Here is a 25439-nt window from a genome sequence, read left to right on the forward strand (position 1 = left end):
CGCTTCTCTGGTGGGACGCGTGAGGAACTCAGGGGTGTGCAGTGGGATGCATGAGTCTCAGGTGGGCTACTCAAGTATAACAACTCCCCCGCACATCGACTTCTCCAATTCTTCGGCCGAATTGAGATTCTTATTCCCGCCAATCAAGAGATGAGAAGCGGGCGTCATCGAGCGCAGAATTGGCCTCTGCAGTGCGGGTAATCGAAAAAATTCAAAAACAAGATTCGCATTTCGGGGCAAAATGCGCCATGATCAATACGCACCTCCAAACGCGGCCAACCCCCGGCCGTCCCTTCCCAGCCCTCCGCTTGTCAATTGCAAATACTCAGGATTCGCTGAAATGGCTGATCGAGTTGGTAGCGCGGAACCGCAAGAAGCGTCGCCGCATCCTTCCTCTGCAGATGAAACGACCCGCGAGATGGCGGCCGAGTGCGCGCCGCATGGCGCCCCGGCAACCAAGATTCGTTACCAGGTCGTCGGTTGGCTGACGACCGCCGCGGCGCTTGCCTATCTCTGCCGCAATTCGATCGGCATCGCCGAAAGCCAGATTCGCGAAGACCTGGGGCTGACGCTCACGCAGTCGGGACACGTGATGGCGGCCTTCTTTTGGAGCTACGCCTTTCTGCAAGTTCCGACCGGCGCCTTCAGTCACAAGTACGGGACGCGCGTCGCGCTGCCGATCTTTGCGATCGCCTGGTCGATCACAACGCTGGCGACCGGCCTTGCGCCAGGACTGTGGTTGCTGATCGCCGCGCAACTTTTCATGGGAGTCGCGCAGGCCGGGATCTTTCCCGCGTCGACCAATACCATCAACTACTGGATGCCGATGTCGCAGCGATCAATCGGTTGCGGGGTTCTCGCGGCCGGGATGCAAGTTGGCGCCATCGCCGCCAGCATCTTGATGGGCGTGCTGCTCGGCGTGATCGGTTGGCGGTGGAGCTTCGCGTTGATTTCGCCTTTGGGAATTGTGTGGGCGATTGATTTCTACCACCGCTTCCGTAACCGCCCCGAACAAGCGCCGACGGTGAACGCGGCCGAACGAGAACTGATCGTCGCCGATCGTCCTCGCCAACAAATTTTGGCGGCGGCCGCTGATGACGCCGGACCGACCGATTGGTGGGCGGTGCTCACGCATCCTGGTCTTTGGTTGATTCATGGCCAGCAGATTTGTCGCGCCGCCGGCTACATGTTTTTCGCCAGCTGGTTTCCGACCTTCTTGCAAGAGACGCGCGGCGTCTCGATCGCGCAGTCAGGCTACATGCAAAGCGTCGTGCTGCTCGGTGCGCTACTAGGCGGCTTGGCTGGCGGCGTGTTGACCGACTGGATCTGGCGCCGCACCGGCAATCTCTGGCTTAGCCGCAGCGGCGTGGGAGCGGCGGCGCTCGGCGGCTGTGCGATTTTGATTTTGTGCAGTTGGTTCGCTCAAGATGCGACCGTTGCGATCGGACTGCTGACGGTCGGCGTCTTTTTCGCTCAATTGGCCGGCCCGGCGATGTTCGCCGCGGTGATCGACATCAGCGGATCGCGCGTGGCGCAGATTTTGGGAGCGGTCAACATGACCGGCAATCTGGCGGTGGCCGTTTGCCCGATCATGGTCGGCTTTTTGTTCGAACGAACCGCCAACTGGAATCTCGTGCTGATCGTCTTCGCCGTGATCTACCTGTTCGGAGCAATTTGCTGGGCGCTGGTCGATCCGCGGTTTGGAATTTTTAACAAAGGGGAAGAGCAGGAAGAAGCGCCCAACTCGATCCGCGGGGCGCAAGTCGCTACCGCGAAGGAGTAACTCCCTTGCTCGGCGACCGCTATTCGCCAGGGGAGGTAAGCTCCTGTTGCAGTTGCCGCTCCTGAAACTGCTGCAGTTCCCGTAACTCCTGCGGCGGTGAAATCGGCGTCATCGAGACGTCATCCAGAATCGGCCCGCACATCGACTCGGTCAGGCTTTGAAACTTCAGTCGCGAGACGTCGCCGCTCGCTTTGACTTTGTATTTGTAATAGTGCCAGTTCACATGCTCAAAGTCGTCGCCGGCGACGTCAAACTGCAACTCGTCGAGCAATTCGCCGTCGAAGTAGACGCGTAGCTTTTTGATGGTCGGCTGATCAGCCGGTTCTGGATTGCCGGACGCCGCAAAGCGCAGCAGATACCAGGCGCCTTTTTCGGTCCGCACGTCCTGGTAAATCGTCCCGGGTGCGGCATGCGCGCCGCTGAGATCAAGCGACTGCTTTCCTTTGCGGGCTTCCCAATAGTTGCCGACAATGTCGACCGTTCCGCTTTCAATAACCCAGCCGTGCGGCATGGCGCCGTAACTGGAGAAAACCTGATAGGGGCCCGAGATCACCGGCTCTTCAAAACTGCCGCCGATCAATTCACCCGCTGGCGGCTGCGGCGTGTTGGGCATCGGGCCCGACCAGCAGATGAGCGGGTTCTGCTCCAGCGGAACTGCGCTGGAGACGATTTCTTCCGCCAGGGCCGACGTCCCTAGACTTGCGATGATTCCCAAGATCAGTAGCGTCCGAAACATGATCGGCCTCCGCGGCGAAGGAAAGGAACAGTCCTACCACGGTAGACGACGGACCAATGGAAGCCGTTTTCGCGAAATCGAACTTTGCCAAGAATTTGGCGACGGCTGCGGACGTTTACTTCAACGTCAAATCAAAGTTTGCGCTGGTCGATCCCTCTTTCGGCACGTCAAACGACAACTCCGATTGAGCGTTGTAACGAACAGGAATCGTTTCGCGAGCGACGACATCTTGCGTTTCTGGGTCGAGTCGCTTGGTGGTAATCGCGACCAGATGCCGCCCGATCACGGCGCCATCAATGCCGTTGACCGTCTGCAGCTGAAAATGCCCATCCGCATCGGTCTGAGCCAACGAAGGGCGACCTGTATTGAGCGACTCCCCCTGCGGAGCGAACGCGACCGTCGCCCCTTCCAGCGGCCGCCCATTGACCGTCACCGTGCCGGAAACAGGCGCGTAATCAAAACCGCCCGTGTTAGGTTCACAACCGACAACTGCCAACAATCCGGCGATCCAGAGACAACGAAGATAGGTATTCATTGGCGATTTCCTCGCAATATAAGTGATTCCAACTAGCGATCTCGAGGATCCTTACTCGTTAGGAATCACCTGCCCGTCGTCTCGTTGGATCAAGTATTGATAAGCCGAGAGATTGATCGTCTCGGCATAGAACGAAACCGATCCGTCCGCTTTGGCGAAATTGGCTCCCCCGGGATGAAGCGAATAGGCGAGCGCCCAGTTATTGGTGGAGTTGATCCCACTTGTGACGTCGGTCGCACTCCCCGGACCTCGACCGATGCAGGAATAAGGTTGTCCCCCCGAGCCTTCGCCGTTGCGATAACCGACCCAGAGACCGGCATTGTAGCTGATAGAACCGACGGTGGTTCCGCTTCGCTCGCCGAACAGGATGGTGTTCGAGGTTCCGTCGACAACGTCTCGAAACTTGACCGCGCTGTCGCCAGTGAACATCCCTCGATTAGCGGAGGTCCGATAGTAGACGGCGCTCATCGGCTTATTTCCAAACGAGGCGATATAATTCGACGTACCGCTGTTTCCCATCTTGGTGTTGATCGGGCCGATCACGTCGGTGGGACAAACAAAACCATTGATCGGGATCCTCGGAATCAATCCGTTCGGATTTCCTCCCGACGGTGCGCTTACCCACTGCCAGCCAAAGTCGATCTGATCATGAATCGCCGTTTGCTCGATGAAGGGCAAGAGAAATGTCCCCCATCCCCAATAGTTGCCGTTGACGAACTGCGATCCGGTGACCTTCACCCAGCCCGAAGGGAAGCTGCCATGCGTATCGTGATAGTTGTGCGTCGCCAGTGCGAGTTGCTTCAGGTTGTTGGTGCAAGCCATCCGCCGCGCCGCTTCGCGCGCTTGCTGGACGGCGGGCAAGAGAAGTGCAATGAGCACGCCGATAATCGCGATCACCACCAATAGTTCGACTAACGTAAAAGCAGGGCGCGTTCTCACAGGACGTGACATCAGATCGGCTCCAAGCGGCGGAGATAGGAAGGATTTCGAATTGACTGTCGCGAAAAGAAACAGCGACTACGAAGTAATGCTAACGCAAATGGCCAGATTTATCCTCACGACTCTGCACATTAACTCCCCCTCAGTTTGCGCAGGTCGTACCGGCCGAATCAGTGCCGCCGCACCAGCAAAAACGTCCCGCCGATGACCAGGGCCATTCCGCCGATCATCACCGGCGTGATAGTTTCGCCCAGGAACAGGGCGCCCCACAAGACGCCGAAGACCGGCACGATGTAGGTGACGGTCAGCGCCTTGGTCGGCCCGCAATCGGCGAGCAATTGGTAATAGAGGACGAAGCCGATGGCGCTGCACAGGAGCGCCAGCGTGATCGTCGCGGCGATGACCGTCGGCGTGAACAATTCGGGTTTGGGAGGATAGAACGCGAGGCCCGGGATCAACACGGCGCCGCCGATCAACTGCGCGGCGCTGGCGACTCCCATCGGTTTTAGCCGCCCAGTGTGAGTCTTGATGTAGACCCCAGCCGCCGAATAGCAGATCGCCGCCGTCAGACAGGCGCCAATCGAAGCCAACAATGCCCAGGACGTTTCAACCGGTCCCAGCCCGGCGATGACGCCGACCCCGATCAAACCGAGTATCGCTCCCACGATCATCATTGGAGTAGGGCGGTCTTGGAAGATGAAGGCGCTCCAGACGACCCCAAAAATAGGCGTCGTCGCATTGATCACCGCCGAATATCCAGCCGGAATATAGAGAGCCGCGACGCCGAACATGGTGAACGGAATCGCCGCGTTGAGCAGGCCGATCACCGTGTATTGTCGCCAGTTGCGGCGCCACTCGATCTCGAGCCCGCGAGACGTAAACCAGATCGACAGAATGATCCCGGCGATCAGCAATCGGCTCGAAGCGAGCCCGAACGGCCCCAGCGCCGGCGCCATGATTCGCATCAGCAAGAACGACGCGCCCCAGATCGAGGCCAAAATCGTCAGCTTGATGGTGTCGCTTGGTCGCATGAAGGAGGACTAGTTGGTGAGAAATGGAGAGGGATTCGACCTTCGACAGACGCGAATCTCACAAAAAAGTTCGCCTCCGAAATAATCGAGACCACTAACCTAGCAGAAACAGAGAGTTGCGGAAGGAATGCTGGCTCACATATGGCAGGAGATTACCGCAACTGCTCCTAAGACAAAAGGACAGTCAATCTCCGCTTTTTTCCTTAACAAACGTCAACTTATCGGCGTTTTGCCCAGCCATTCCGCCAGACGGCGAGTTTGCCAAAAATCGCTCGCGCCGAGCAGCGAGAAAACCTTTGACGCTGGCCCGATTGGAATCCATAATCTCGGCTACTCAAACCCCCTCGGCTTTCTTACTTGACAAGTCCGACGCACGATTGAGCCTAGCGATTGCCGGGCTCGAAAATGTCTTGTAGCCCTGTTGGAAAGTCGATCGAGATTGCCGCGCCGCCGGCAACCGGAGGAGAAGTGGTCGTCGATTCCTTTCAAGTAATGCGAATCGAAGACCCGAAAGTTTTTTGGAGACGTCTCTAACGAGACAATTAACCATAACCAGGCGACAAGAAGTCAGGCTTCGCCTAACCGTTTTTTCCAAAATGTCCGCGGAAAAAAACGAACGCCTACTCGTCAACGGCAAAAGCTTATCTGACATCACGAGCTTATTAGGAATACGAATACGATGGGACTTTTGGATTCACTTTTTGGAGGGATGGAAAGCTCCTCCAAACTGACGCCGCAGGAAGCGTTCGCCGGCATTTTGATGGGCGCCAGCGGATGCGACGGACATATCGCCGAGGACGAAGTCACCGGCTTGATTACCTGCCTGGTGCGGATGAAGCTCTACCAGCGATACGATGGCCGCCAGTTCGGTAAAACCCTGAACAAACTGCACGGCTTGATGAAGAAGAAGGGGGTCGAAGCGTTGATCGACGCTTGCACCGAAACCCTTCCGCAAGATCTGAAACGAGCGGCTTTCGCCAACGCATGCGACATCGTGCTGGCGGACGGCGTGGTCGAAAACGACGAGAAGATTTTCATGGAACGTTTGCGCGACAAGCTGCAAATTGATCCGAAAGTCGCCAAAACGATCGCCGAAGTGATGGTCATCAAGAACAAGGGCTAACCGGCTCCACTTCAAGACCGCACGTTGGTCGCCAACCCAACCAAACCCTCAGACGATTTGGAATATCTCATGTCACTTTTCGATGATGTATTTGACGACTCCTCCTTCGCTCCTGAACAGTTCGGTCCTCAGGAAGGCTTCGCCGGCACGCTGTTGGCCGCTTCGGCCTGCGACGGTCATATCGCGGACGAAGAAGTCGGGGCGCTCATTACGACGCTGTCGCGGATGAAGATGTATCAGAATGTCCCGCCCCACAAATTCAGCTCGATGATGGATCGCCTGTTGGGCGTCCTGAAACGCGGCGGTCCCGAGAAACTGATCGCCGTCGCCATCCCGGCCGTCCCGCCGGAACTGCGCGAAACGGTCTTCGCCAACGCGTGCGATATCGTCCTGGCCGACGGCGTGGTCGAAGCGGACGAAAAGGCGTTTATCGACGACCTGATGATCAAGCTCGAAATGGATTCGCAGCGAGCCAAGACGATCGTACAAGTGATGGTCTACAAAAATCAGGGCTAACCGTTTTTCCACCTCGCTTTCTCACTGGGAAAGCGACTGGCGGAGATGAAACAGCCCAACCGCATCGTCAACATGGCCGACGACTTCGCTACCGGAGTCGTCGGCTTGTTGTTTCTTGGGAATGGGAAAATTGGTCGGTCGTTTCCATTTCCAGCGAGTCGCGTTGGCCGCGGAAAATGCGCTCGTAGTCCCTGAACAATCGCCTTATTTGTCGCCGTCTTTCTTCATGCGAAACGAGTGCGCCGCATCTCGAAATCGAGCCATCCATTGGTCCGCTTCGTCGCGAGGAACCGTTCCGAAAATTTCGACGTAGCCTTTTGGTTTGAGCTGGAGCGTCAGCCGATATCCGGTCACCTTCCAAGGCGTAAGTCCATCCTCTCGCTCGGCGACAAACTCAAAGCCGTCAAGTCCATCGACCGTCGTAAAGTTCTCCGATCTGATCTTCCCGAGTCTCGTGAAGCCTGTCCCTTCGCTCTTGATCGAAAAGGCTCGCAAGTCTTTGATCGGCTCAGCGTTCGGATAGTAGCTCACACTAAATCGCGCCAGGGGATCTTCGTCCGTTAAATGAGCTCGACTTAAATGCAGCGACCGGTCTCGTGAGGATATCTCCGTTTTTTCCAGTCCAGGCACGCGATCGATTGTATAGGCCAACTCCGCAAGCGACGGATACTTGACCGGAATCAACTCAATGCTCTTCATGCAATCCAAGAGAGAGGATTCGTACTTCGTCATCTCCTTCTTCGGAAAGAGCGCAAAAGTGACGTACGTCTGCTCTTCAGTTCCAAATAGGAGGAAGATCTTCGTGTAGAGCACATCCCCCGACGTTTGTTCCGTATTGATCCGATAACATTCACGCCCCAACAACTCCATCTTTTCCTCGGATCGGACTCGAATCCCGATCTTACCCAAGCTTTTCGCAGATAATTCCTTCTTCACTTTCGCCAGCGGACGTTCAAATCGCATCCCGCCAATCAGCGCATAACCGTCTTCGCTGTCGTAAATAGCTTCGCCATCACGTGGCGTAAACCCAGCAATTCCCGGCAGAGAAATTCCCATATCGGGAAACTCGATTTTGAAATCTTCTTGCTTGACCGACGCCAGTTGCGCCGTCGCTGGCGTCGACCAACCGCTAAACGCAAGCAGCAGTCCCAAGTAGATTCGTAGGCGATCCAGGTTGAGCATAAAAGAACGACTTTCGAAGACTCTTAAACCAACGAAAAGGGAGAGGAGCGATATCAGGATACGATTCTCCCGAGTTGCACTACGCTACCAATCACGAAATCGAAAAGCCACATTTTTTTGACAATTCAGACGGCAATTTTACGAATCGTGCCGCCGTCTGTTTCGTCCTTCGCTTCGCTCCTTATCCGGCTATAATCACAGTCGGTTTCCATTTCTCTCTTATACCAATCTCCCATGTCCACCTCCCGACGTCCTATCGGCATCCCGGTCACCATCGCGGTCATTATGATCGTGCTGCTGGTCGTGTTGATCGTCGGCTGGGTGCTGCTGACCGTCTGGGGCGCCTACAACAACGAAGATTCGGCCACCCTCTACTGGACGATGTTGCCGATCGGCGCCACTTTTCTGTCGACCGTGTTGGGGGGCGTTATTTTTTACCTGGTGCTGTCGATCAAATCGATCAATTTGAACATCCGTCAGGCCAACTTCATCGACAGCGTCACGCACGAACTGAAGAGCCCGATCGCCTCCCTCAAGCTCTACCTGCAAACGCTCAACCGGCTGAAAGTGTCGGAGGCGGAAGCGGCCGAGTTTTACGACACGATGCTCAAAGACGTCGAACGGCTCGACCACTTGATCAATCACCTGCTCGAAGCGGGGCGGCTCGATCGGAGCCGCGATGAGGCCGAAGCGGAGGAGATCCGGCTCGACAAGCTGCTGATCGGTTGCGCCGAGTCGACGCTCCTGTTGTACCGAGCGCCGCGGGAGACGATCCAGTTTCACCTGCAGCCGTGCGTCATGCACAGCTACCAGGGAGATCTCGACATCATCTTCCGCAACCTGATCGATAACGCGATGAAATATTCCGGCAGCGACGCGCTGATCGAGATCTTCTTGCGGCTCGACAGCCAACAGCGCGCGGTCGTCGAAGTCTCCGACAACGGGCCCGGCATCCCCAAGGGAATGCGTCGCAAGATCTTCGGTCGGTTCGTCCGCTTGGGGCTCGAACTGCAACGGGAAAAGCCGGGGACCGGGCTCGGTTTGTACATCGTCCGGACGCTCGTGCGACGGCTCAAAGGATCCGTTAAAGTATTGGACGGACGGCAAGGGCAGGGGACACGCTTTATCGTCACCTTGCCTGGGGCGCGGCCGCTGATCGAGAACCCGCCCAGCGAAGAACAGAACGCGGCATAAGCCAGAGAGGACGTCGTGCCGATGCACGGTGGTAAGTCAAAAGAACAGACGCGAATTCTGGTCGTCGAGGACGAAGCGCACCTCGCGATCGGCATTCGTTATAACTTGGAAGCGGAAGGGTTCGACGTCACCGTCGTCGAGGATGGCCGCAGCGCGCTCGAAGTGGTCGAGAAAAGCCCGCGGCAGATCGACCTGGTGATTCTCGACCTGATGCTCCCCGGCATGAGCGGCTACGCTGTCTGCGAGACGATCCGGGCCAATGGCGAGGATATGCCGATTTTGATCCTCAGCGCTCGGACCCTCTCCGAAGATCGCAAGCGTGGGTTCGACGTCGGCGCCGATCAGTACATGATGAAGCCGTTCGATCTCGACGAGTTCATCAGCCGTGTGAAGAACCTGCTCGCCGCCCGCAATCGCCGCGAACAAAGCCGCAGCCGCGAAGAGCCGGAGGCGATGCGGCAATACGAGTTCAGCAACGTTAAAATCGACTTTGACTCGTTCCAGGTCTCGATCGGCGACAAGACGGTCCGCTTGACGCAGCTCGAAGCGAAGCTCCTCCGCTACTTCTGCCAGAACGAAGGCCGCATCATCCCGCGCAACGAACTGCTGACCGAAGTCTGGGAGATGTCGCCGAACATCATCACCCGGGCGCCCGACCAGTTCATCCTGCGGCTGCGGAAGCTATTCGAACGCGATCCGTCCAACCCGCAGCACTTCATCACGATCCGCGACGCCGGCTATCAGTTTTTGGCGAGCGGAACCCCGGAAGGGGAGCAATCGGCCGAAGCGGAAGAAACGCTGCCGGAAGAACCTTCGACTGACTAGGTGGCAATTCGTCGCCTTACTCATCCAAGGTATAGAGGATATCGATGAATTCCCCAAAACTGCTCGCGACCTGCGAAATCGTACCGGTTTCGTAACTCACGTCGACGACTCGCATCGGACTTGTCATCAAGTCAAGGTAGAGATAGTTCCCCCCGGCATCGGCGGCGATTGGCAACAGCTTACGGTCTTCATCGTCGGTGGGCGCCATCACCGCCGAATCAATACCGCCCGATTCGTATCGCATGAACTCGACGACTTGCCCTTCCCACTGCTGCTTGGCGTCGGCCTGAACAAACTTGAAGCCGAGCTCCAGATCGCTGGGAGCCTCGTAGCTGAGAAACGCAATATAGTCAGCGGGCAACGCCGTCTCACCGCTCTCCAAGGCGACAACCAAACCGGCGTGCCGAGTCCCACGTGAAAAGCCAAGTTCTTCGAGCTTTCGCATACGTCGAATTCCAGCCTCGTCTAGCGAGGCACAAGGAGAGTGCCTGGCGCCATGCTCTTGTCGCGACTTCGCGAAAAGAGCATGGCGCCGGTAAAGCAGATGCATAAAAAAAGAGGGCCAACCAGGGCCCTCTCTTTTTGTGCAGCGATCGCGGCGATTAGTGAATCGCCGAGCCGTCTTTGCTTCGCTTCTTGTAGTCGACCACGTTCCAGGCCAGACCGGTCAGCTTCATCGCGCGGATGATGTTGTAGGTCAGGTCGAATTCCCACCACTTGTGACCATGGTTGGCCATGCGGGGATAGGCGTGGTGATTGTTGTGCCAACCTTCGCCGAAGGCGGTCAGGCCGACCCACCACAGGTTCTTGCTCTGGTCGGTCGTTTCGTAGTTGGTGTAGCCCCAGATGTGCGAGGCCGAGTTCACGAACCAGGTGACGTGCAGCACGAGCACCAAACGAGCGAACATCCCCCACAGCACCCACGAGATCGCGTAGTAGCTGCCGCCGTACATGTAGCCGCCGATCGCCATCGTGGCGCCCAACAGCAAGTGCGACGGGATGAACGCGTAGTTCAGGAAACGCATTCCCCGTTCTTTCAACAAGTCTGGCGCCCAACGTTCGTGGATCGAACGCTGTTCGGCGGCGTTGCGGAACGGGAAGAGCCACAGCATGTGCGACCACAGACCGCCATGGATCGGCGAGTGCGGGTCTTCTTCCTGGTCGCTGTGGGCGTGATGCTTACGGTGCATCGCGACCCAGTCGAGCGCCGAACCTTCCCCCGCCAGACCGCCGATAAAGGCGAGCAGCATTCGAGTCGGGTAGTGAACCTGGAAGCTGGTGTGGGTCAGCAACCGGTGGAAGCCGAGCGTAATGCCGACGCAACCGGTCAGGACGTAAAAGACCATAAAGATCGCGAAGCCGCTCCACGAGAAGTAGAACGGCGCCGCCAAAGCGACCGCGTGAATCCCCGCGATCCAGCCGAAGATGATCCACGCGAACCCAGCCGCGTAACGGTCACGCAGCTTTTCGGCGATCGGCGGTTCGATGCGACGCGGCTTACGCGTCACGGTCTTCTTGGCCGGTTTGGTTTCGGTTACCAGATTGGACTCGTTCCAATCCTCTTGGGAGACGGCGTCATTTTCGAAGTCGTCCCCCGCATCTTTGTTTTCATCGGTGACAATCGACATGGTGGCTCATCAATCCATGGGAGAGGTCGCGTCCGAAAAACGGGAAATCCATCTTTCCGCGATCGGGCGCCTGATTTCATTCGCAGTGATTGTAAAGAGTGTCGAGTGAAAGTGAGTAAACGGAACGTCGGAATTTCGTAATAGTTGTGTAACATTCGCGGTAACGTCCGCTTCCCTCGGCATTTACGCCTCAAATCCGCCCGTTTAACCCCTGCTATCACGCCGCCAGGGGGGCACAAAAAACGCCGCTGCGGGCAGTCGCAGCGGCGTTCCAAATTTCCAGTCGCAAGCTTAGGCTTGACTCGCCCCTACTCGGCCTTCTTTTCGACGGCCGGTTCGGCTGGCTTTTCTTCCTTTTTCTCGGCCGGCTTTTTCGCCTCGGCAGCCTTCTTTTCTTCCTTTTTCGGCTCCGGTTTCGGCTCTTCTTTTTTCACTTCCGGCTTCGCTTCTTCGGTCGGTTTCGGCGCCGCCATTTTCCCTTCCAGCGGCTTCAGTTCCCGCAGCCAGATATTGCGGAAGCGGACCGGGTTGCCGTGGAACTGCAGCTCGATGCGTCCCTTCGGGCCATGCTTCTCCGGCTTCGGCGGGCTATCCCATTTGGTCGCGCCGAGCAACTCGAAGTTGTTCTGCACCAGGATGCCGTTGTGCAGCACCGTCACATGCCCCGGCTTGTCGAACGTCCCATCCTTCTTGAAGGTCGGCGCGTTGAAGATGATGTCGTAGCTTTGCCACTCGCCCGGCTTGCGCGACGCGTTAACCATCGGGGGCGACTGCTTGTAGATCGAAGCGGACTGGCCGTCGAAGTAGGTCGGATTGTCGTACGAATCGAGCACTTGCACTTCGTACTTGCCGAACAAAAAGATGCCGCTGTTGCCGCGACCTTGACCAGAGCCTTTCACCACCTCGGGCGAAGCGAACTCGACATGCAACTGCATGTCGCCGTATTCATCCTTGGTCGAGATCCCACCTTTCGCCACTTCGGCGTAACCATCTTTGATGATCCACTTCTCGCCGCCGTTCCATTTCGACAGGTCGGTCCCGTCAAACAACACGATCGCGTCGGAAGGAGCGTCGCCCGACTTTTCGCCCGGCGTGACCATCGGCGGTTCGGGCCATTCGATTCCGCTTTTCCATTCGCCGGCCGAAGTGAACGAAGCGGTCGACAAAACGAGAGCGCCCAAGGCGGCGCAGAAACTTAGACTCTTCATCAGGGGTTATTCTCCATAGGGCAGGCGCCGCCCGAAATTTCCCAGAATTGGCGGCTACAGGGGCGTGCAGAACCGTTATTCTAGTTCGTAGCCGATCCCAAGTCACGTTGGCGGCCGCTACTTCCGGTCATGACGAACACCTTTTCGGAATTTGACGATGCGACGAATCACTTCTGCGCTGTGGCAACGATTTTTACGCTACTTTTTGGCCGGAATTTTGGCGGTGATGCCGCTCGTGTTGACCGCGATGATCGTGATCTGGCTGGTCGGATTTCTTAACGGATTCGTCGGGCCCGATTCCTTCGTCGGCCTAGGTCTGAAAAAAATGGGCATGAACGGCAACCTGGAAGAAGGTTACCTCGCCTATATCTTCGGCTGGGTCATCGTACTCGCGATCGTCTTCGGCATCGGCGTGTTGGTCGAAATGGGGCTGAAAAACACCATGGCTGCGATGGTCGACTCGGTGATCAGCCGCGTCCCGCTGATTGGCAAGCTTTACAACACCGCTCGGCAATTGGTCGGCATGCTCGACAAAGGAGACAACGAAGAGCTCCGCGGCATGCAGGCGGTCTTCGTCATCTTCGGCAAAGAAAATGGCGCCGGCATCCTCGCCTTGATGCCAACCTCCGATCGCTTCGACATCAACGGCGTCGAACACCACGGCGTCTATCTCCCCACCTCGCCGATCCCCATGACCGGCGGCATCGTCTTCGTCCCCTGCGAAGCGGTCCACCCCGTCGACATGTCCGTCGACGGCTTGATGAGCATCTACCTGTCGATGGGCGTCACGTCGCCGCAGTTCCTGAAGACGACCGGCAAAGGTTTGAAAACGGCAAAAGTGAAAGCCGACGAGCCGACAGCAGAGTAGACCGCGGCCATTGGTAGCCCGAAGCGCGAGCGAGGGAAATGCGGTTGCAAGTTGTGGATCAGGCGTCGACGACGAGCGTTTTACGAAGAATCGGAGTTAGCGCCGCTGGCAATTGGTCCGTGTGATGAGAAATCTCGGCGATGCGGCAGAATATCGCGATCGATTGGCGGCGCCGATCTTTGAGCTGTTTGAGCGGTACGAGGATCACCAAGAGGATTAAGCGGTAGGTCAGGCCTTGGCCTGACTTAGGCCTCTTCTTTGGCAAAAAAATGAAACAACGCCTGGACGCATTACTAGAACGCTTTCGGCGTCTCAGCGACGAGCCGCCAGGGGATCTGACCGACATCCTGGAACTTCAACCAGTTGTTGATGAGCTGCCGCCTCCGTGGATGACGTGGACGTTGATCGGCCTGGTTCGGCATCACCGCCGACAGCAATGGGTCGCCGAGATCATCAAAACGCGTTTGCAGGGGGATCCGAAAAGACTGGCGGCGATGGGCGCATTCGGACATCCCGACGAGATCGCCCGACACGGCTCCGTACCTGGCATGCCCGAATGGGAGTATTACTTTCATGGCAATGGGTGTCGCCTCAGCCACAAAGTGGACGGCATCGAAATTGACGTCGACTTCATGGACAACACCGCCGACTACTTCGACACCTTTTTCTACGAGAATTACCTGAAGTCGCTCCGCCGGCCGGAACCGCCGGAACGGCGGCTGCTCGAACTCCATCCCACCGCCGATACGATTACGCTTACGCTCCAAGAGCTCTTGATCGCGGGCGGATTGACGCCATTACCTGGGCGTGACGCCAATCCCTATCGACTGTCGGACGAAGTCTTGGCGATCGCCAGCGACGTCGACGCCTTTTGCATCGCATGGGAAAATGTCGACCGCCGCGCAGCACTGGCCGGATCGATCGGAGATTGGCCGGCGGCGGAAAAAGAGGTGAGCGAGATCGGGGCGTTGCCCGAGCGGGTCACCCCTTATGCGGCACAATGCCGCGCCGAATGGCGGCGGCGACTTGTCGCTTTTCTCGACCAAGACTTTAAGGGCGCCTACGCACTACAGGCCCTGGCAGATCTGCAGGCGCCCGAACTCGACGCCTATTTAATGACGACGCTATTGGGCCCGCCCGGCGGAAAGATCTCGGCAGCCTTGGAGGTGATCGACGCGTCGGACGATCCGCGCTGGTGCGAGCCGGCGTATCAGCTCTTTACTCGCGTTCATCCGGAAGGCCAAATCCCGGAACCTCGCAACTGGATGAACGCGTTAAAATTCCTCCTCCGGAAGCAATATAGGCTCGATGTCGTAGTTCCGGCGCTCTCTCGAGCCGGCGGAACCGAAATCGCCGAAGCGGTACTTCTGTCGCTCGAAAACGCGCCGGAGCTGACATTGCCGCTGATCCGTAAGACGTTTCAATCCGGCGTACCGGGCTGCCGGACTGAGGTTGCGGCGATCCTCGCGCTGATCAACGCGCCCTGGAGCCGACGCGAATTACTGCGGGCGCTGGACAGTTCGGACGATCAGCACGCGACAGCCGACGCCCGTGCGGCCTTGCTGGAACTTTGCGATCCCGAACTGGAGCAAGCGGTGCTGGCCTGGGAAGAACGGAACCCGCACGAGAACGAGGTCGGTTCCTACATCGAAGTCAACGGCCGCCAACTCGGCCCCTTCTATTCGATGAGCGAATTGTCGCTCAAGCATAAGGCCGCGCACGTGCAATACGAAATGCAACAGCTATTTGATCGCGTGCAACAAGTAAAACAGGTCGTTCCGCCTGAGACGTTGTAGCGAGGCGAATGCCTCACTTCCTCGACATGGCGACATTCCAGCGAACTATCGCGCAGCCGAACTAAATCCGAGGCAAAGGGGCTCTGTGACGCGGCGTTTCTCGTTTGACGCCAGTTCCCCTAGCGGCACAATAAAAGGAACCCCAGCCGAGCTTCTTCGAGAGGAAACCGCCCCATGTGTCGTTGGCTCGCGTATCACGGCCCTTCGCTCCGTTTGAGCGCGCTCTTGACTCGTCCTGATCATTCGCTGATCGATCAGAGTCGGCATGCGCGGCAGAATGTCGAGACGACCAATGGGGACGGCTTTGGCGTCGGTTGGTATGGAGAGGAGCTCGCGCCGGGCCTTTATCGCGAGACCCATCCCGCGTGGAACGACCTCAACTTTCAGCATCTGGCCGACCATATCCATTCGCGGCTGTTTCTCGCCCACGTCCGGGCAGCGACCGGAACGCCGATTCAGCGGACCAACTGCCATCCGTTCGCCTTCGAGAACTGGCTGTTTCAACACAATGGCTCGGTCCCTGAATTTCGCCGCCTGAAACGACGGTTGCTGTTCGATATCGATCCGCGCTTGTTCCCTTTTGTCGAAGGCTCGACCGATTCGGAAACGCTCTTCTATCTCGCGCTGACGTTTGGCCTGCGTGACGATCCGCCGGCCGCGTTGGCGAAGATGATCGCGCATGTCGAGCAGATCAAACAAGCGGCCGAAATCGACCAGCCGTTCAACTTCAGCGCCTGCACGACTGACGGCGAGCGCATTTGGGCGGTCCGCTACGCCAGCGACGGGGAGTCGCGAACTCTCTATCACAGCCGTCACGTCAATGCGCTCCGCTCGATCGACGGAACCTACGCGCCGCTACCGGAAGGAGCGGCGATCGTCCTCTCCGAACCGCTCGACGAAGTGACCGAACACTGGGAAGAAGTGCCGGAGGGATCGCTGCTGACGGTCAACGCCGAGCGGACGACGATCACGCCGTTTGAGCCGGCGTTTTCATAAGGCGATTTGCCACGTCGCGTAGGGCAGGCCGTGCCTGCCGAAAGGATGCGGCCTGGCATCGGCAGTCGCGGGGCAGCACGACACGCCGATGACCAGACGCGCAAATCTACATAACTTGCGGCCGCATTTCCCTCGCTCGCGCTGCAGGCTTCTATCGGTTTACTTCTCTAGCGATTGCAAATAGGCGACCAAGTCGGCCAACTGCTCTGGCGAAATGTTATCGACCACGCCGGCCGGCATGGTCGACAGGTCTTGCTTCTTCATTCCATCGATATCGTCTTCCAGCAGTTCGATGATCTTGCCGTCAGGCTGACGCAGCTTGAGCGTTCCTTCGTCTTCGTTTTCTTCGACGATCATGCCGGTCAGGACCTGGCCGTCAAAGGTGAGCAGGCTCCACGACTCGTACCCTTCGGCGATCTTGGCCGATGGCTTCAAGATCGACTCGATGATCTCCTCTTTCTTCAGACGCTTGGCGATCCCTTCCAGCGGCGGGCCGATTGGTTTGGCGCCGTCGACGCTACGGTGACACGAGACGCAGGTTTGCGACACGAACAGCGCAGCCCCGGCGTTCGCGTCGCCGGAAGCTTCGGCCGCCGTCTGCGCGACTGCGTCGGGATCGAGCGTGCGAATCCAGTTCGAGTCGTCGATCACCAGTTCCTTCTTGCCGCTGCCGATCTCCAGCATGTAGTCGGCGATCAGGGCGAGCTTATCTTGTCCCAAGTGGGCCATCGGCGGCATCTTGTTGAACTGCTTTCGCTTGTAGCCTGGCGCCGTCGCCCAGGCCACAATCTCTTCTGGCTTGTCTTTGTGCAGCTCGTAGATCTCCTTCAGCGTCGGCGCCGCCTTGGCGACGTCGACCTGGTGACACGAGGCGCAGACCATCTTGAAGAGCTGCTCGCCCGACTGCGGGCCGGCCATCCCTTTGGCGAACTCCACGTTGAACATATCAACTTCATGTCGGAACGCCGCAGTTCGCTGGGCGACCGCCACGTTGAACGATTGCAAAGAGTTGTCGCGGTATTGCTGGCGGCCGGCGCCCATCGAAAAGGCGACGAACAGAAACACAAAGTAGATCGGCAGCCAGAGCCGACCGATTCGCTCGTCGCTGGCGTTGATTTCGATCTTCATCAGCACCAGCAGCACGACGCCCAAACAGGCGCCGGTCAATATCGCACTGAGCATGAACGTGCTCAGCCCAACTCGCGGCAGCACCAGCAGCAATGTCGGCCCAATTACAAACTGCGCCATGGTGACGTAGAACGCGATCGAATAGAAGGTGCGGCGAATGCCTGGGGCCGTAAATCCTTCCGGCAGCATGTTGCGAACGCGTTGGCTGTAGGTGAGCCACATGCAGAGGAAGAGCGAGGTCACCGCAATCGACGCGACGACAAAGTGGAGATAGCGGAAGTAGACGTTGCCGTTGCCAATATTGAGCGCCGAGAAGAACCCCTGGACGTCGTACCACTTGTCGGGATAGTTCATCAGATTGACGTTCCCCAAAAAGATGAAGGGGATCGTCAGAAAGAGGAACGTCGACAGCATGCCGACCCAGATGTGCAGCAGCTTCCAGACGCCGCTTTCGCACCGATTCCAGGTGTACTTATGCAAGTAGGTAAGCAAAAAGGCGAGCGTCACCAGCGGCACGATCAAGATCCACGCGTGCCCGGTCAGCGCGTTCGACGAGTAGAACGTCAGCGTGTAAAGCAAGTTGACGATCAAGAGCGGCCCCACGCCGAGCACCACCGCCATGCTTTTGTTGACGGTCACCGTCTCGGCGATCTTTTCGGCCAGGCGATCCCATTTCGACTCACGCTGCAGATAGCCCATCCACTCGAAGAGGGTCGCCAGGATCGTGCCGCCGACCATCAAGTTGACGAACAGGATATGCAACAGAAACAGCGGAATCAGCAGACTGCGCAGCACTTCCGCGTCGACCGGCAACGGCAATGCGATATCGCGGGGAACGACGGTCTCCGCGAACCAGGTCCAGTTTTCCATCGGTTTTCGCCTTGTAGCTATCTCAGAAGAAGTGCGTGACTAATCGAGGTTCCGTTCCGCTTGCTTTTCAATCACCGGCAGTCCGGCCGCAACGCTGCCGCCGTCGAGTCGCTCCGATTGCTCCTCTTCTCTGGCGACGCCGATCGGATGCGGGATACCGGCGACCTGCGCGCCTGCGATCACGGCCGGGTTTTCATGCAGATCTATCAGGTAGGCGACCAGCGTTTCCGATTCCTGCTCGTTGCCAGGGAAGGGGGGCATGTAGGGATGCGATAGATGCATACCGCGAACGAAGCTGTTCATCTGGGCCGGATCCCACTGCTCGCCGTACAGCTTGGTCAACTTGGCGTCGATGCCGTTCATTCCGTTGGTCGTATGACAGCGCGAGCAGGAGATGACGAACAAGTCTTTGCCGGCCGCCAGCTTGTTCTCTTCGGTTACCTTGGTCACCGACGAAAAGCTGGAGTAAGGGAGGATCCCGTGCTGGCGGTAAAACTCGACTTCGTCGACGCGAACGCCGTTCGAATACATGAAGCCGGCGATGACGTACGGCTTGCGGATGAACTCGCGCACCCGTTCAAAGTGCCCCAAGAGCGCGATCCCCAGGAAGAACGGAATCAACAGCGCGGCTCGCGGCACCCAGCGCGGCTTCAGCAGCCCGGTCAGCGCCACGATCCCGATAAAGCTGATCACGCCGACGCTCGCCCAGAGTAGCGCATCCTGCCAGGTAATGAACTTCTGCGTCATCATGCCGAGCGGAATCAGGCCCTTCATCGCGTCCGGCACGACCGACATGTACCACCACGCGGCGAGTCCCCAAAACGGCATCCAAAACAACGTCCAGGCCGACACGAACCGGGTCACTTGCACCCGCAGGTCCTGCTGCGATTTCGGGATCAACCCGATCATGAACCAGGCGAATAGTCCCGCAGTGGCCAGGGCCAACGTCGTGCGGAACGCCAACTGCGGCAGATAGATGGGATTGAGGACTGCCGTCAGCAGGTCGGATCCTTGTTCCCAGCTGCCGACCGACATCATGAAGCCAAGGATCGCCACGATGATCGCCATCGTCGCCCACGACATCAGCGAGAGAGTAACGCCGAGGCCGATATGCCACGACTTGGCCCGTCCTTCATTCCAGCGATCCCAGGTCATGTAGTAGAGGAGGATCAGCATCACCTCGGTGATGAAGACGATCCACTCGGCAAACCAGGCCCAGAAGAAAACCCGGATCAAACTACCAATCGCAAACGGGGCGACGAGCGACGTGGAGAACCAGATTCCGACGCCCGTCAGCGCCCCGAGCGACGTGGTAATGATAAAGACGACGAAGGTAATCCGCTTGGCGAATTGGTCGAGCCGCTCGTCCCCTAGCTTTCGCCCCCGCCATTCGAGCAGCGTGATCAACGGATAAATCCCGACCGCCAAGGGATGATTGATCATGACATGGATGATCGCGATGACGGCGATCAGCATGCGATTTCCCATGCCGTCGAGGTGAAAGATCGGAAAGTCCATGTTGGCTGCCTTCGAGCGTCCGTCAGGTGGGTAAAACGGGCAGGAAATTCGTCGCGGAAATCCGGAAATCTGAAATGTCGCGATCTTCCAGAGTATCGACTGAACCTCTCAATCAGCCAATGCGACAAATTGTCGCACGACATAGCGCAAGAGTTATAAGATCCGCCGTCTCCCCCGATTTAGCCCCTTGTTTTTCGCATCATTCGCTTCTTTTAATTGCGTCCCTGTTATAACATCTCATAACAAGAGGTGGCCGCCTCTCTGCTATGCGACGAAGTCGCTTGCGGCGACATTGCAACCTTTACGAAGCTCTCCCGCCTGTTTTAGGCTGGTCACAGAATGACCAGCGGACGCTCCAGATTGGCGGCGCAATTCCGCGCAAGCTATGGCATACTGAGCGATGTCGTTAGCACCTGGGGCAAGGCGCACACGATTTTCTGCGAGACCGCGCGTGCGAGTTCCGTTTCTCCTGGCACAGGCCAGCCTCACGGCGATCCTGTTGGCGGGGTGCGACATTTCGGATCATGAGGCCGGGCTTGTTCCCGTTGCGGGAACGGTCTTTCTTGCCGGTCAACCGGCGCCGCGCGGCAGCGTCACCTTTCACGAAGATCCGCCGCGGACCGGACAGACGCCAATCGGCATGATCGCCCCCGACGGAACGTATCGCCTGTTTGTGCAAGGGAAGCCAGGCGCCATGCCGGGCTCCTACCGTGTGACGGTCTTCGTCAACGAGGCGTCCCAGAGCGGAGCAGGGCATGCCGGCTTGCCGAAGAGCGTGATCGATCCGAAGTACTCGCGGAAAGAGTCGACGCCGCTAGTGGTCGAAGTCGTGAAAGACGCGCCCGCCGACGCGTACGATTTGAAACTTCCCTGATCACGAGAGCCCTCTTCGCCATGAGCGCCAACTTCACACGTTTCCGAAAATCGCCGCGCGGCTTTACGCTGGTCGAGCTGTTGGTGGTGATTGCAATCATCGGGGTGCTGATCGCGCTGCTGTTGCCGGCGGTGCAGCAAGCCCGCGAAGCGGCGCGGCGGATGTCTTGCTCGAACAAAATGAAGCAGATCGTGCTGGCGTCGCACAACTTTGAAGCGGCGCAAAAGTCGATCGTCTTCAATCGCTACAGCGACCCCGGCTACAGCAACTTCGCCGGCTGGGATGCGTGGGGGGACTACGGCGGCGCGAACTCGAAAGGGTGGAGCTGGCTAACGGCGCTGCTGCCTTACCTTGAGCAATCGGCCATCTACGATCAAGGGCAGATCCCCAATAGCACCTTCGGCGCCAGCGGCGCCGTGCGGCAGTCGGTCGACCTCTTCTTCTGCCCCAGCGATTCGATGCAGCAGAATAGTCCGTATGTCGAGCAGACGCATTACATGGCGGGCCTTGAAGTCGGTCTGACCAATTACAAGGGAGTCCTCGGCTCTAACTTCTGCTGGGGACCGTACGCCAACACCGGCGTCAATGGCAAGTGCGAACCTTGGGCCGATGGTGACGGGCTGATGATCCCGCTCGCCTGGCATGCGAAGAAAAAGCAGAGCAGCATCGTCGACGGCTTAAGCAATACGTTCATGGCCGGCGAACAGATCTGGAGCGAGGAGACCGCCAATTGCGGCGCGACCGGTTATGGCCTCGGCTTCGCCTACGCGCACACGATTGAAGCTTCGGCCAATTGCGCCTTACCACCCAACGCCAAGAAGCCGGACGGAACCGAGTTCGCCAAGACCGACTTTGAAGGGCAAAACGGGTTTCGCAGTCGCCACCCCGGCGGCGTGCAGTTCGGATACGCCGACGGCTCGGTCCACTTCGTTTCGAACAACGTCGAACTGGCGATCTACCGCGCCATGGCGACCATCGCCGGGGAAGAGGTCTTGGCGATTCGCGATTGATTTGCCGGGACGCCGCGGACGACACAATCGCTACGAACGCCTCCCCCGCCGAATCGCCGACGTTCGGCCCCCTCAAAATTGCTTGCTTCGCTCTGTTCGCCAAGCTATTCTCAGCGCACATGCTTTTCGGCGTTTTGAACCGGCGAATCCTTGTCGCTGCGCCGCCAGGCATCCTCTTCTTTCCTGGTACTCCGACGTCATGCAACGTCTTCCTTGCGGTCCTCGACTCCAACCCTCGCTTGAATAGGCGAAAGCACCATGTTCGAGGAACTGTCGCATCTCACTCGACTGGCGATCGGCCTCTTGCTGGCGATCTTTTTGCCGCGATTGATGGAACGGATTCGCTTGCCGGGGGTATTGGGATATATCCTGGCCGGCGTCATTCTGGGACCCTGCGTGACCGGCGTCCTAACGCCTGGCGGACCGGTCCTCGAAGTCTGGGCCGAGCTGGGTAAGCTCCTCTTCATGTTCTTCGTCGGGTTCGAAATCGACATCGACGAATTCAAAAAGGTACGAAACAAAGCGGCCCTCTTCGGCGGGCTGACGTTTCTCTTTCCGTTCGCGGCCGGCTACTTTGTCGGCTACATGCTGGGCTATAGCTGGGTCGCGTCGATGCTGATCGGCTCGATCATCGCGTCCCATACGCTGCTGGCGCACCCAATCCTCGCCAAGCTGGGACTGCTGGAACGAGAATCGGTGCTGATCGCCGTCGGCGGGACGATCTTTACCGACGTCGCATCGATGTTGATCCTGGCGGTCGCCGTTTCCATCTTCCAGTTTGGCTTCAGCTGGCAGTTCTTGCTGACCGAGCTAGTCGAACTGGCGATCTACGTGCCGCTCGTGCTGTTCGGACTGAGCAAGCTCGCCCGCCGGTGGATCGTGCACTATGGCGAAACGCCCGAGGCGCGCGTCTGCATTCTGCTGGTGATGCTCGCCGTCGCCGCCGAGTTGGCGCAATTGATTCAGCTGGAAGGGATCGTCGGCGCATTCCTGGTCGGCTTGGCGATCAAACGAACGTTGCGCGGCAAGTTCGCAGTCGAGCAACTGGAAGTGCTCGCCAAAGCCCTCTTCATTCCAACCTTCTTCCTGACGACCGGCTTCTTGCTCGACTTCCCTCTGCTCGGCAAGACATTGACGACGCAGCCGCAATTGGCGATCGGTCTGCTCGTGTCGCTGGTGCTGGGGAAATGGCTGGGCGCCTTCATGATCGGCAAGATCTGCAACTACTCGAAGCTCGACGTCCGGCTGATTTTCAGCATCACGTTGCCGCAGATGGCGGCGACCTTGGCCAGCGCCGTCGTCGGCTATAGCACGATGAACGCCGAGGGAGAACGCATGTTCGATCTTGAATTCGTCAACGGCGTGTTGGTGCTGGTCGTCGCGACCTGCGTCGCCGGGCCGATTCTGTCGAAACGTTGGGGGAGGATGATCGCCGAGGAGATCAAACAGGAGGAGGCGGCGGAAAAGAAAGCTGAACCGGAACCCGCAGAAGCCCCAGTGCCGCCAGAGTAAACCGCAACTCGAGCCCGCAGCGCCAGCGAGGGAATGCTCCTGGAAAATCTCCGAATAAAGGCTAGACGCCCCCGGCGCTCGCAACTCGTCACGAAGCTCCGATCGCTTGCCGCAAAGATGGTGAAGGTTTGCGACAGATCTTTGATCGAGCGATCTTCGCGCCGTAGACTGTACGAACAGGATGGCGTCGCGATCCGTTGCCGGCCGCTAACGCGACCTCGCGAATCGCAGCCTTCCACTCTTTTCCATTCCGCCGCAGCGTTGGGAATCCTCTCGTGGCCAATCAAGTAAGCAAGCGATTCGTAGCCGGGCTCCTCGCATTCTTCGCCCCCATCGCCGCTCAGGCGGAGACCGCCGACCTGATCTATCACGGCGGCGCGATCATCACGATCGACGACGCGGCGCCAACCGCCGAAGCGGTCGCGGTGAAGGAAGGGAAGATCGTGGCGGTCGGCAAGCTCGACGATGTCTTGAAGACCCAAAGCAAGACGACGAAGCTCATCGATCTCGACGGCCGCACGATGCTGCCGGGCTTCGTCGACGCTCATGGTCACATGATGGGTGGCGGCCTCCAAGCCCTTTCCGCCAATCTGCTGTCGCCCCCGGATGGTGCGGTGAAAGATATCGCGTCGCTCCAGCAGACGATGAAAGACTGGATGGCGGCGAACAAGGAAGCGGTCGACAAGATTGAACTTGCGGTCGGCTTTGGTTACGATAACGCTCAACTGGCCGAAGTGCGGCACCCCACGCGTGAAGACCTCGATGCGATCTCAACCGAAGTTCCGATTGTCTTGATTCATCAATCGGGCCACTTGATCGCGGTCAATTCGCTGGCGCTCGAAATTGGGGGCATTACGGCGGAGACTCCCAATCCCGTCGGCGGCGTCATTCAGCGCGGCGCCGATGGCAAGACTCCGAACGGCGTGCTGGAGGAAACGGCCGCCTTTCCGCTGGCGTTGAAGCTGCTCGGCAGAGCAGGGCCGGAAGGGTCCGCCCAATTCGCGAAGGCGGGCTCTGAGCTTTGGGCTCGCTTCGGCTATACCACCGCGCAAGATGGTCGCACGATGCCCGGAGCGGTGAAGACGTTGCAAACGGTCGCCGACGCCGGCGGGTTCAAGATCGACGTCGTCAGCTATCCCGACGTCCTGGTCGATCGCGAACTGATCCGCCGGGAAGTTAGCCCGACTTATAAGAACCGGTTTCGCATCGCCGGCGCGAAGCTGACGATCGACGGCTCGCCGCAAGGCTTCACCGCGTGGCGCGATCGTCCCTATTACAATCCGGTCGGCAACTATCCGCCGGGCTACTCCGGTTACGCCGCCGCCACGCCCGAGCAAGTTGGCGGTGCGATCGACTGGGCGTTCGCCAACAACATCCAAATCCTGACCCACTCCAACGGCGAGGCAGCCTCCGACGAACTGATCGCCTATATCAAAGCGGCGAAGGCCAAGCATGGCGGCGAAGACCGTCGCCCGGTGCTGATCCATGGCCAGTTCCTGCGGGAAGATCAAGTCGACTCGCTCAAACAGCTCGAAATCATGCCCTCCCTCTTTCCGATGCACACGTTCTACTGGGGAGACTGGCACCGTGATCGAACCGTCGGCCCGCATCTGGCCGACAACATCTCTCCCACCGGCTGGTGCGTCCAGCGAGAGATGAAGTTCAGCTCGCATCATGACGCGCCGGTCGCATTCCCCGATTCAATGCGCGTGCTCGACGCCACCGTCACCCGCCGCTCTCGTTCCGGCGATATCCTCGGCCCGGCGCAGCGGGTCGACGTGCCGACGGCGCTCAAGGCGATGACGATCTGGCCTGCATGGCAGCACTTCGAAGAAGACCGCAAGGGTTCGATCGAAGTTGGCAAACTTGCCGACTTCGTCATCTTGGATCAGAACCCGCTCACGATCGATCCGGAGAACCTCGATCAAATCAAAGTGACCGAAACGATCAAGGAAGGGGAGACGATCTTCCTGCTGGATGAGAAGCAGGCCGCGCAGCGACTGCCGTCAGGCGACAATCTGGCGATCGTCAATTTGCTGACGGCGATGAGCGGAAGCCTTGCCGCCACCGGCGATGGCGAAAACACGGCGCCTTGCTCGACATGCACCTGCGGGACGTTGAGCCAACTGATGGAGATCATGGCGTCGGCGAGTCGCTAAACGCATTC

At 58.4% G+C, this 25439-nt stretch carries 22 protein-coding genes; 12 read left to right on the forward strand and 10 right to left on the reverse strand.

Going from position 1 to position 25439, the window contains the following annotated elements; genetic code table 11:
- Nucleotides 1-340: 340 nt before the first annotated feature.
- Nucleotides 341-1783: an MFS transporter gene (locus LOC68_RS03585; protein ID WP_230215853.1), complete on the forward strand. Its 1443-nt coding sequence runs from the start codon at nucleotides 341-343 to the stop codon at nucleotides 1781-1783.
- Between the two features lie 19 nt (nucleotides 1784-1802).
- On the opposite strand, the gene LOC68_RS03590 is transcribed toward LOC68_RS03585, so the two are convergent.
- The 4 genes from LOC68_RS03590 to LOC68_RS03605 form a co-directional block, all read right to left on the reverse strand.
- Nucleotides 1803-2519 (reverse strand): DUF642 domain-containing protein, encoded by a 717-nt coding sequence (locus LOC68_RS03590; protein ID WP_230215855.1) that lies wholly within the window; start codon nucleotides 2517-2519, stop codon nucleotides 1803-1805.
- 115 nt (nucleotides 2520-2634) lie between these two features.
- Entirely contained in the window at nucleotides 2635-3054 is a 420-nt protein-coding gene (locus tag LOC68_RS03595) for a carboxypeptidase-like regulatory domain-containing protein (RefSeq protein ID WP_230215857.1), read from the reverse strand.
- A gap of 51 nt (nucleotides 3055-3105) precedes the next feature.
- A complete protein-coding gene (locus LOC68_RS03600) occupies nucleotides 3106-4005 on the reverse strand; it encodes a DUF1559 domain-containing protein (RefSeq protein ID WP_230215859.1) in 900 nt (299 codons plus the stop codon).
- Between the two features lie 158 nt (nucleotides 4006-4163).
- Nucleotides 4164-5024 (reverse strand): DMT family transporter, encoded by an 861-nt coding sequence (locus tag LOC68_RS03605; protein ID WP_230215861.1) that lies wholly within the window; start codon nucleotides 5022-5024, stop codon nucleotides 4164-4166.
- A 709-nt stretch (nucleotides 5025-5733) separates the two neighbouring features.
- Between LOC68_RS03605 and LOC68_RS03610 the strand changes: the two genes are divergently transcribed.
- Together LOC68_RS03610 and LOC68_RS03615 are read left to right on the forward strand one after the other, a co-directional pair.
- Complete coding sequence (locus LOC68_RS03610) at nucleotides 5734-6147, forward strand: tellurite resistance TerB family protein (RefSeq protein ID WP_230215863.1); 414 nt, start codon at nucleotides 5734-5736, stop codon at nucleotides 6145-6147.
- A 69-nt stretch (nucleotides 6148-6216) separates the two neighbouring features.
- Nucleotides 6217-6663 (forward strand): tellurite resistance TerB family protein, encoded by a 447-nt coding sequence (locus LOC68_RS03615; protein WP_230215865.1) that lies wholly within the window; start codon nucleotides 6217-6219, stop codon nucleotides 6661-6663.
- Nucleotides 6664-6867: 204 nt separating this feature from the next.
- Here LOC68_RS03615 and LOC68_RS03620 read toward each other — a convergent pair whose 3' ends face one another.
- Complete coding sequence (locus LOC68_RS03620) at nucleotides 6868-7815, reverse strand: hypothetical protein (protein WP_230215867.1); 948 nt, start codon at nucleotides 7813-7815, stop codon at nucleotides 6868-6870.
- A 264-nt stretch (nucleotides 7816-8079) separates the two neighbouring features.
- Between LOC68_RS03620 and LOC68_RS03625 the strand changes: the two genes are divergently transcribed.
- A complete protein-coding gene (locus tag LOC68_RS03625; RefSeq protein ID WP_230215869.1) occupies nucleotides 8080-9039 on the forward strand; it encodes a sensor histidine kinase in 960 nt (319 codons plus the stop codon).
- Nucleotides 9040-9060: 21 nt separating this feature from the next.
- The gene (locus LOC68_RS03630; protein WP_230215932.1) at nucleotides 9061-9864 is read left to right on the forward strand and encodes a response regulator transcription factor; all 804 of its coding nucleotides are present in this window, start codon (nucleotides 9061-9063) and stop codon (nucleotides 9862-9864) included.
- 16 nt (nucleotides 9865-9880) lie between these two features.
- On the opposite strand, the gene LOC68_RS03635 is transcribed toward LOC68_RS03630, so the two are convergent.
- The 3 genes from LOC68_RS03635 to LOC68_RS03645 all read right to left on the reverse strand — a co-directional run bounded on the left by LOC68_RS03635 (nucleotide 9881) and on the right by LOC68_RS03645 (nucleotide 12700).
- A complete protein-coding gene (locus LOC68_RS03635; protein WP_230215872.1) occupies nucleotides 9881-10309 on the reverse strand; it encodes an SMI1/KNR4 family protein in 429 nt (142 codons plus the stop codon).
- 157 nt (nucleotides 10310-10466) lie between these two features.
- Nucleotides 10467-11492: an acyl-CoA desaturase gene (locus LOC68_RS03640; RefSeq protein ID WP_230215874.1), complete on the reverse strand. Its 1026-nt coding sequence runs from the start codon at nucleotides 11490-11492 to the stop codon at nucleotides 10467-10469.
- Between the two features lie 308 nt (nucleotides 11493-11800).
- A complete protein-coding gene (locus LOC68_RS03645) occupies nucleotides 11801-12700 on the reverse strand; it encodes a 3-keto-disaccharide hydrolase (RefSeq protein WP_230215876.1) in 900 nt (299 codons plus the stop codon).
- Between the two features lie 157 nt (nucleotides 12701-12857).
- Between LOC68_RS03645 and LOC68_RS03650 the strand changes: the two genes are divergently transcribed.
- The 3 genes from LOC68_RS03650 (at nucleotide 12858) to LOC68_RS03660 (ending at nucleotide 16360) form a co-directional block, all read left to right on the forward strand.
- Nucleotides 12858-13568, forward strand: coding sequence for a DUF502 domain-containing protein (locus tag LOC68_RS03650; RefSeq protein WP_230215879.1), 711 nt, complete (start codon nucleotides 12858-12860; stop codon nucleotides 13566-13568).
- Nucleotides 13569-13837: 269 nt separating this feature from the next.
- Nucleotides 13838-15364 (forward strand): DUF6896 domain-containing protein, encoded by a 1527-nt coding sequence (locus LOC68_RS03655; protein ID WP_230215881.1) that lies wholly within the window; start codon nucleotides 13838-13840, stop codon nucleotides 15362-15364.
- A gap of 174 nt (nucleotides 15365-15538) precedes the next feature.
- Nucleotides 15539-16360, forward strand: coding sequence for a class II glutamine amidotransferase (locus LOC68_RS03660; RefSeq protein WP_230215883.1), 822 nt, complete (start codon nucleotides 15539-15541; stop codon nucleotides 16358-16360).
- Between the two features lie 159 nt (nucleotides 16361-16519).
- Here the strand turns inward: LOC68_RS03660 and LOC68_RS03665 are convergent, their stop codons facing one another.
- Complete coding sequence (locus LOC68_RS03665) at nucleotides 16520-18358, reverse strand: c-type cytochrome (protein WP_230215885.1); 1839 nt, start codon at nucleotides 18356-18358, stop codon at nucleotides 16520-16522.
- 39 nt (nucleotides 18359-18397) lie between these two features.
- Nucleotides 18398-19876: a c-type cytochrome gene (locus LOC68_RS03670; protein WP_230215887.1), complete on the reverse strand. Its 1479-nt coding sequence runs from the start codon at nucleotides 19874-19876 to the stop codon at nucleotides 18398-18400.
- A 451-nt stretch (nucleotides 19877-20327) separates the two neighbouring features.
- Here LOC68_RS03670 and LOC68_RS03675 point away from each other — a divergent pair, with 451 nt between their 5' ends.
- The 4 genes from LOC68_RS03675 (at nucleotide 20328) to LOC68_RS03690 (ending at nucleotide 25431) form a co-directional block, all read left to right on the forward strand.
- Nucleotides 20328-20750, forward strand: a complete 423-nt coding sequence (locus LOC68_RS03675; RefSeq protein ID WP_230215889.1) for a hypothetical protein — start codon at nucleotides 20328-20330, stop codon at nucleotides 20748-20750.
- A 20-nt stretch (nucleotides 20751-20770) separates the two neighbouring features.
- Nucleotides 20771-21760 carry a DUF1559 family PulG-like putative transporter gene (locus LOC68_RS03680; RefSeq protein ID WP_230215891.1) on the forward strand — a complete coding sequence of 330 codons (990 nt, stop codon included), beginning with the start codon at nucleotides 20771-20773 and terminating at the stop codon, nucleotides 21758-21760.
- Between the two features lie 258 nt (nucleotides 21761-22018).
- Nucleotides 22019-23272, forward strand: a complete 1254-nt coding sequence (locus LOC68_RS03685) for a cation:proton antiporter (RefSeq protein ID WP_230215893.1) — start codon at nucleotides 22019-22021, stop codon at nucleotides 23270-23272.
- Between the two features lie 275 nt (nucleotides 23273-23547).
- Entirely contained in the window at nucleotides 23548-25431 is a 1884-nt protein-coding gene (locus LOC68_RS03690) for an amidohydrolase (RefSeq protein WP_230215895.1), read from the forward strand.
- The last annotated feature ends 8 nt before the right edge of the window (nucleotides 25432-25439 follow it).

Origin of the sequence: Blastopirellula sediminis (assembly GCF_020966755.1) — a bacterium.
In the GTDB taxonomy this organism is placed as follows: Bacteria; Planctomycetota; Planctomycetia; order Pirellulales; family Pirellulaceae; genus Blastopirellula; species Blastopirellula sediminis.

Coding starts and splice junctions, on each gene's coding strand:
- LOC68_RS03585 (WP_230215853.1), top strand. CDS start 341: ATGGCTGATCGAGTTGGTAGCGCGGAACCGCAAGAAGCGTCGCCGCAT.
- LOC68_RS03590 (WP_230215855.1), bottom strand. CDS start 2,519: ATGTTTCGGACGCTACTGATCTTGGGAATCATCGCAAGTCTAGGGACG.
- LOC68_RS03595 (WP_230215857.1), bottom strand. CDS start 3,054: ATGAATACCTATCTTCGTTGTCTCTGGATCGCCGGATTGTTGGCAGTT.
- LOC68_RS03600 (WP_230215859.1), bottom strand. CDS start 4,005: ATGTCACGTCCTGTGAGAACGCGCCCTGCTTTTACGTTAGTCGAACTA.
- LOC68_RS03605 (WP_230215861.1), bottom strand. CDS start 5,024: ATGCGACCAAGCGACACCATCAAGCTGACGATTTTGGCCTCGATCTGG.
- LOC68_RS03610 (WP_230215863.1), top strand. CDS start 5,734: ATGGAAAGCTCCTCCAAACTGACGCCGCAGGAAGCGTTCGCCGGCATT.
- LOC68_RS03615 (WP_230215865.1), top strand. CDS start 6,217: ATGTCACTTTTCGATGATGTATTTGACGACTCCTCCTTCGCTCCTGAA.
- LOC68_RS03625 (WP_230215869.1), top strand. CDS start 8,080: ATGTCCACCTCCCGACGTCCTATCGGCATCCCGGTCACCATCGCGGTC.
- LOC68_RS03630 (WP_230215932.1), top strand. CDS start 9,061: ATGCACGGTGGTAAGTCAAAAGAACAGACGCGAATTCTGGTCGTCGAG.
- LOC68_RS03635 (WP_230215872.1), bottom strand. CDS start 10,309: ATGCGAAAGCTCGAAGAACTTGGCTTTTCACGTGGGACTCGGCACGCC.
- LOC68_RS03640 (WP_230215874.1), bottom strand. CDS start 11,492: ATGTCGATTGTCACCGATGAAAACAAAGATGCGGGGGACGACTTCGAA.
- LOC68_RS03645 (WP_230215876.1), bottom strand. CDS start 12,700: ATGAAGAGTCTAAGTTTCTGCGCCGCCTTGGGCGCTCTCGTTTTGTCG.
- LOC68_RS03650 (WP_230215879.1), top strand. CDS start 12,858: ATGCGACGAATCACTTCTGCGCTGTGGCAACGATTTTTACGCTACTTT.
- LOC68_RS03655 (WP_230215881.1), top strand. CDS start 13,838: ATGAAACAACGCCTGGACGCATTACTAGAACGCTTTCGGCGTCTCAGC.
- LOC68_RS03660 (WP_230215883.1), top strand. CDS start 15,539: ATGTGTCGTTGGCTCGCGTATCACGGCCCTTCGCTCCGTTTGAGCGCG.
- LOC68_RS03665 (WP_230215885.1), bottom strand. CDS start 18,358: ATGGAAAACTGGACCTGGTTCGCGGAGACCGTCGTTCCCCGCGATATC.
- LOC68_RS03670 (WP_230215887.1), bottom strand. CDS start 19,876: ATGGACTTTCCGATCTTTCACCTCGACGGCATGGGAAATCGCATGCTG.
- LOC68_RS03680 (WP_230215891.1), top strand. CDS start 20,771: ATGAGCGCCAACTTCACACGTTTCCGAAAATCGCCGCGCGGCTTTACG.
- LOC68_RS03685 (WP_230215893.1), top strand. CDS start 22,019: ATGTTCGAGGAACTGTCGCATCTCACTCGACTGGCGATCGGCCTCTTG.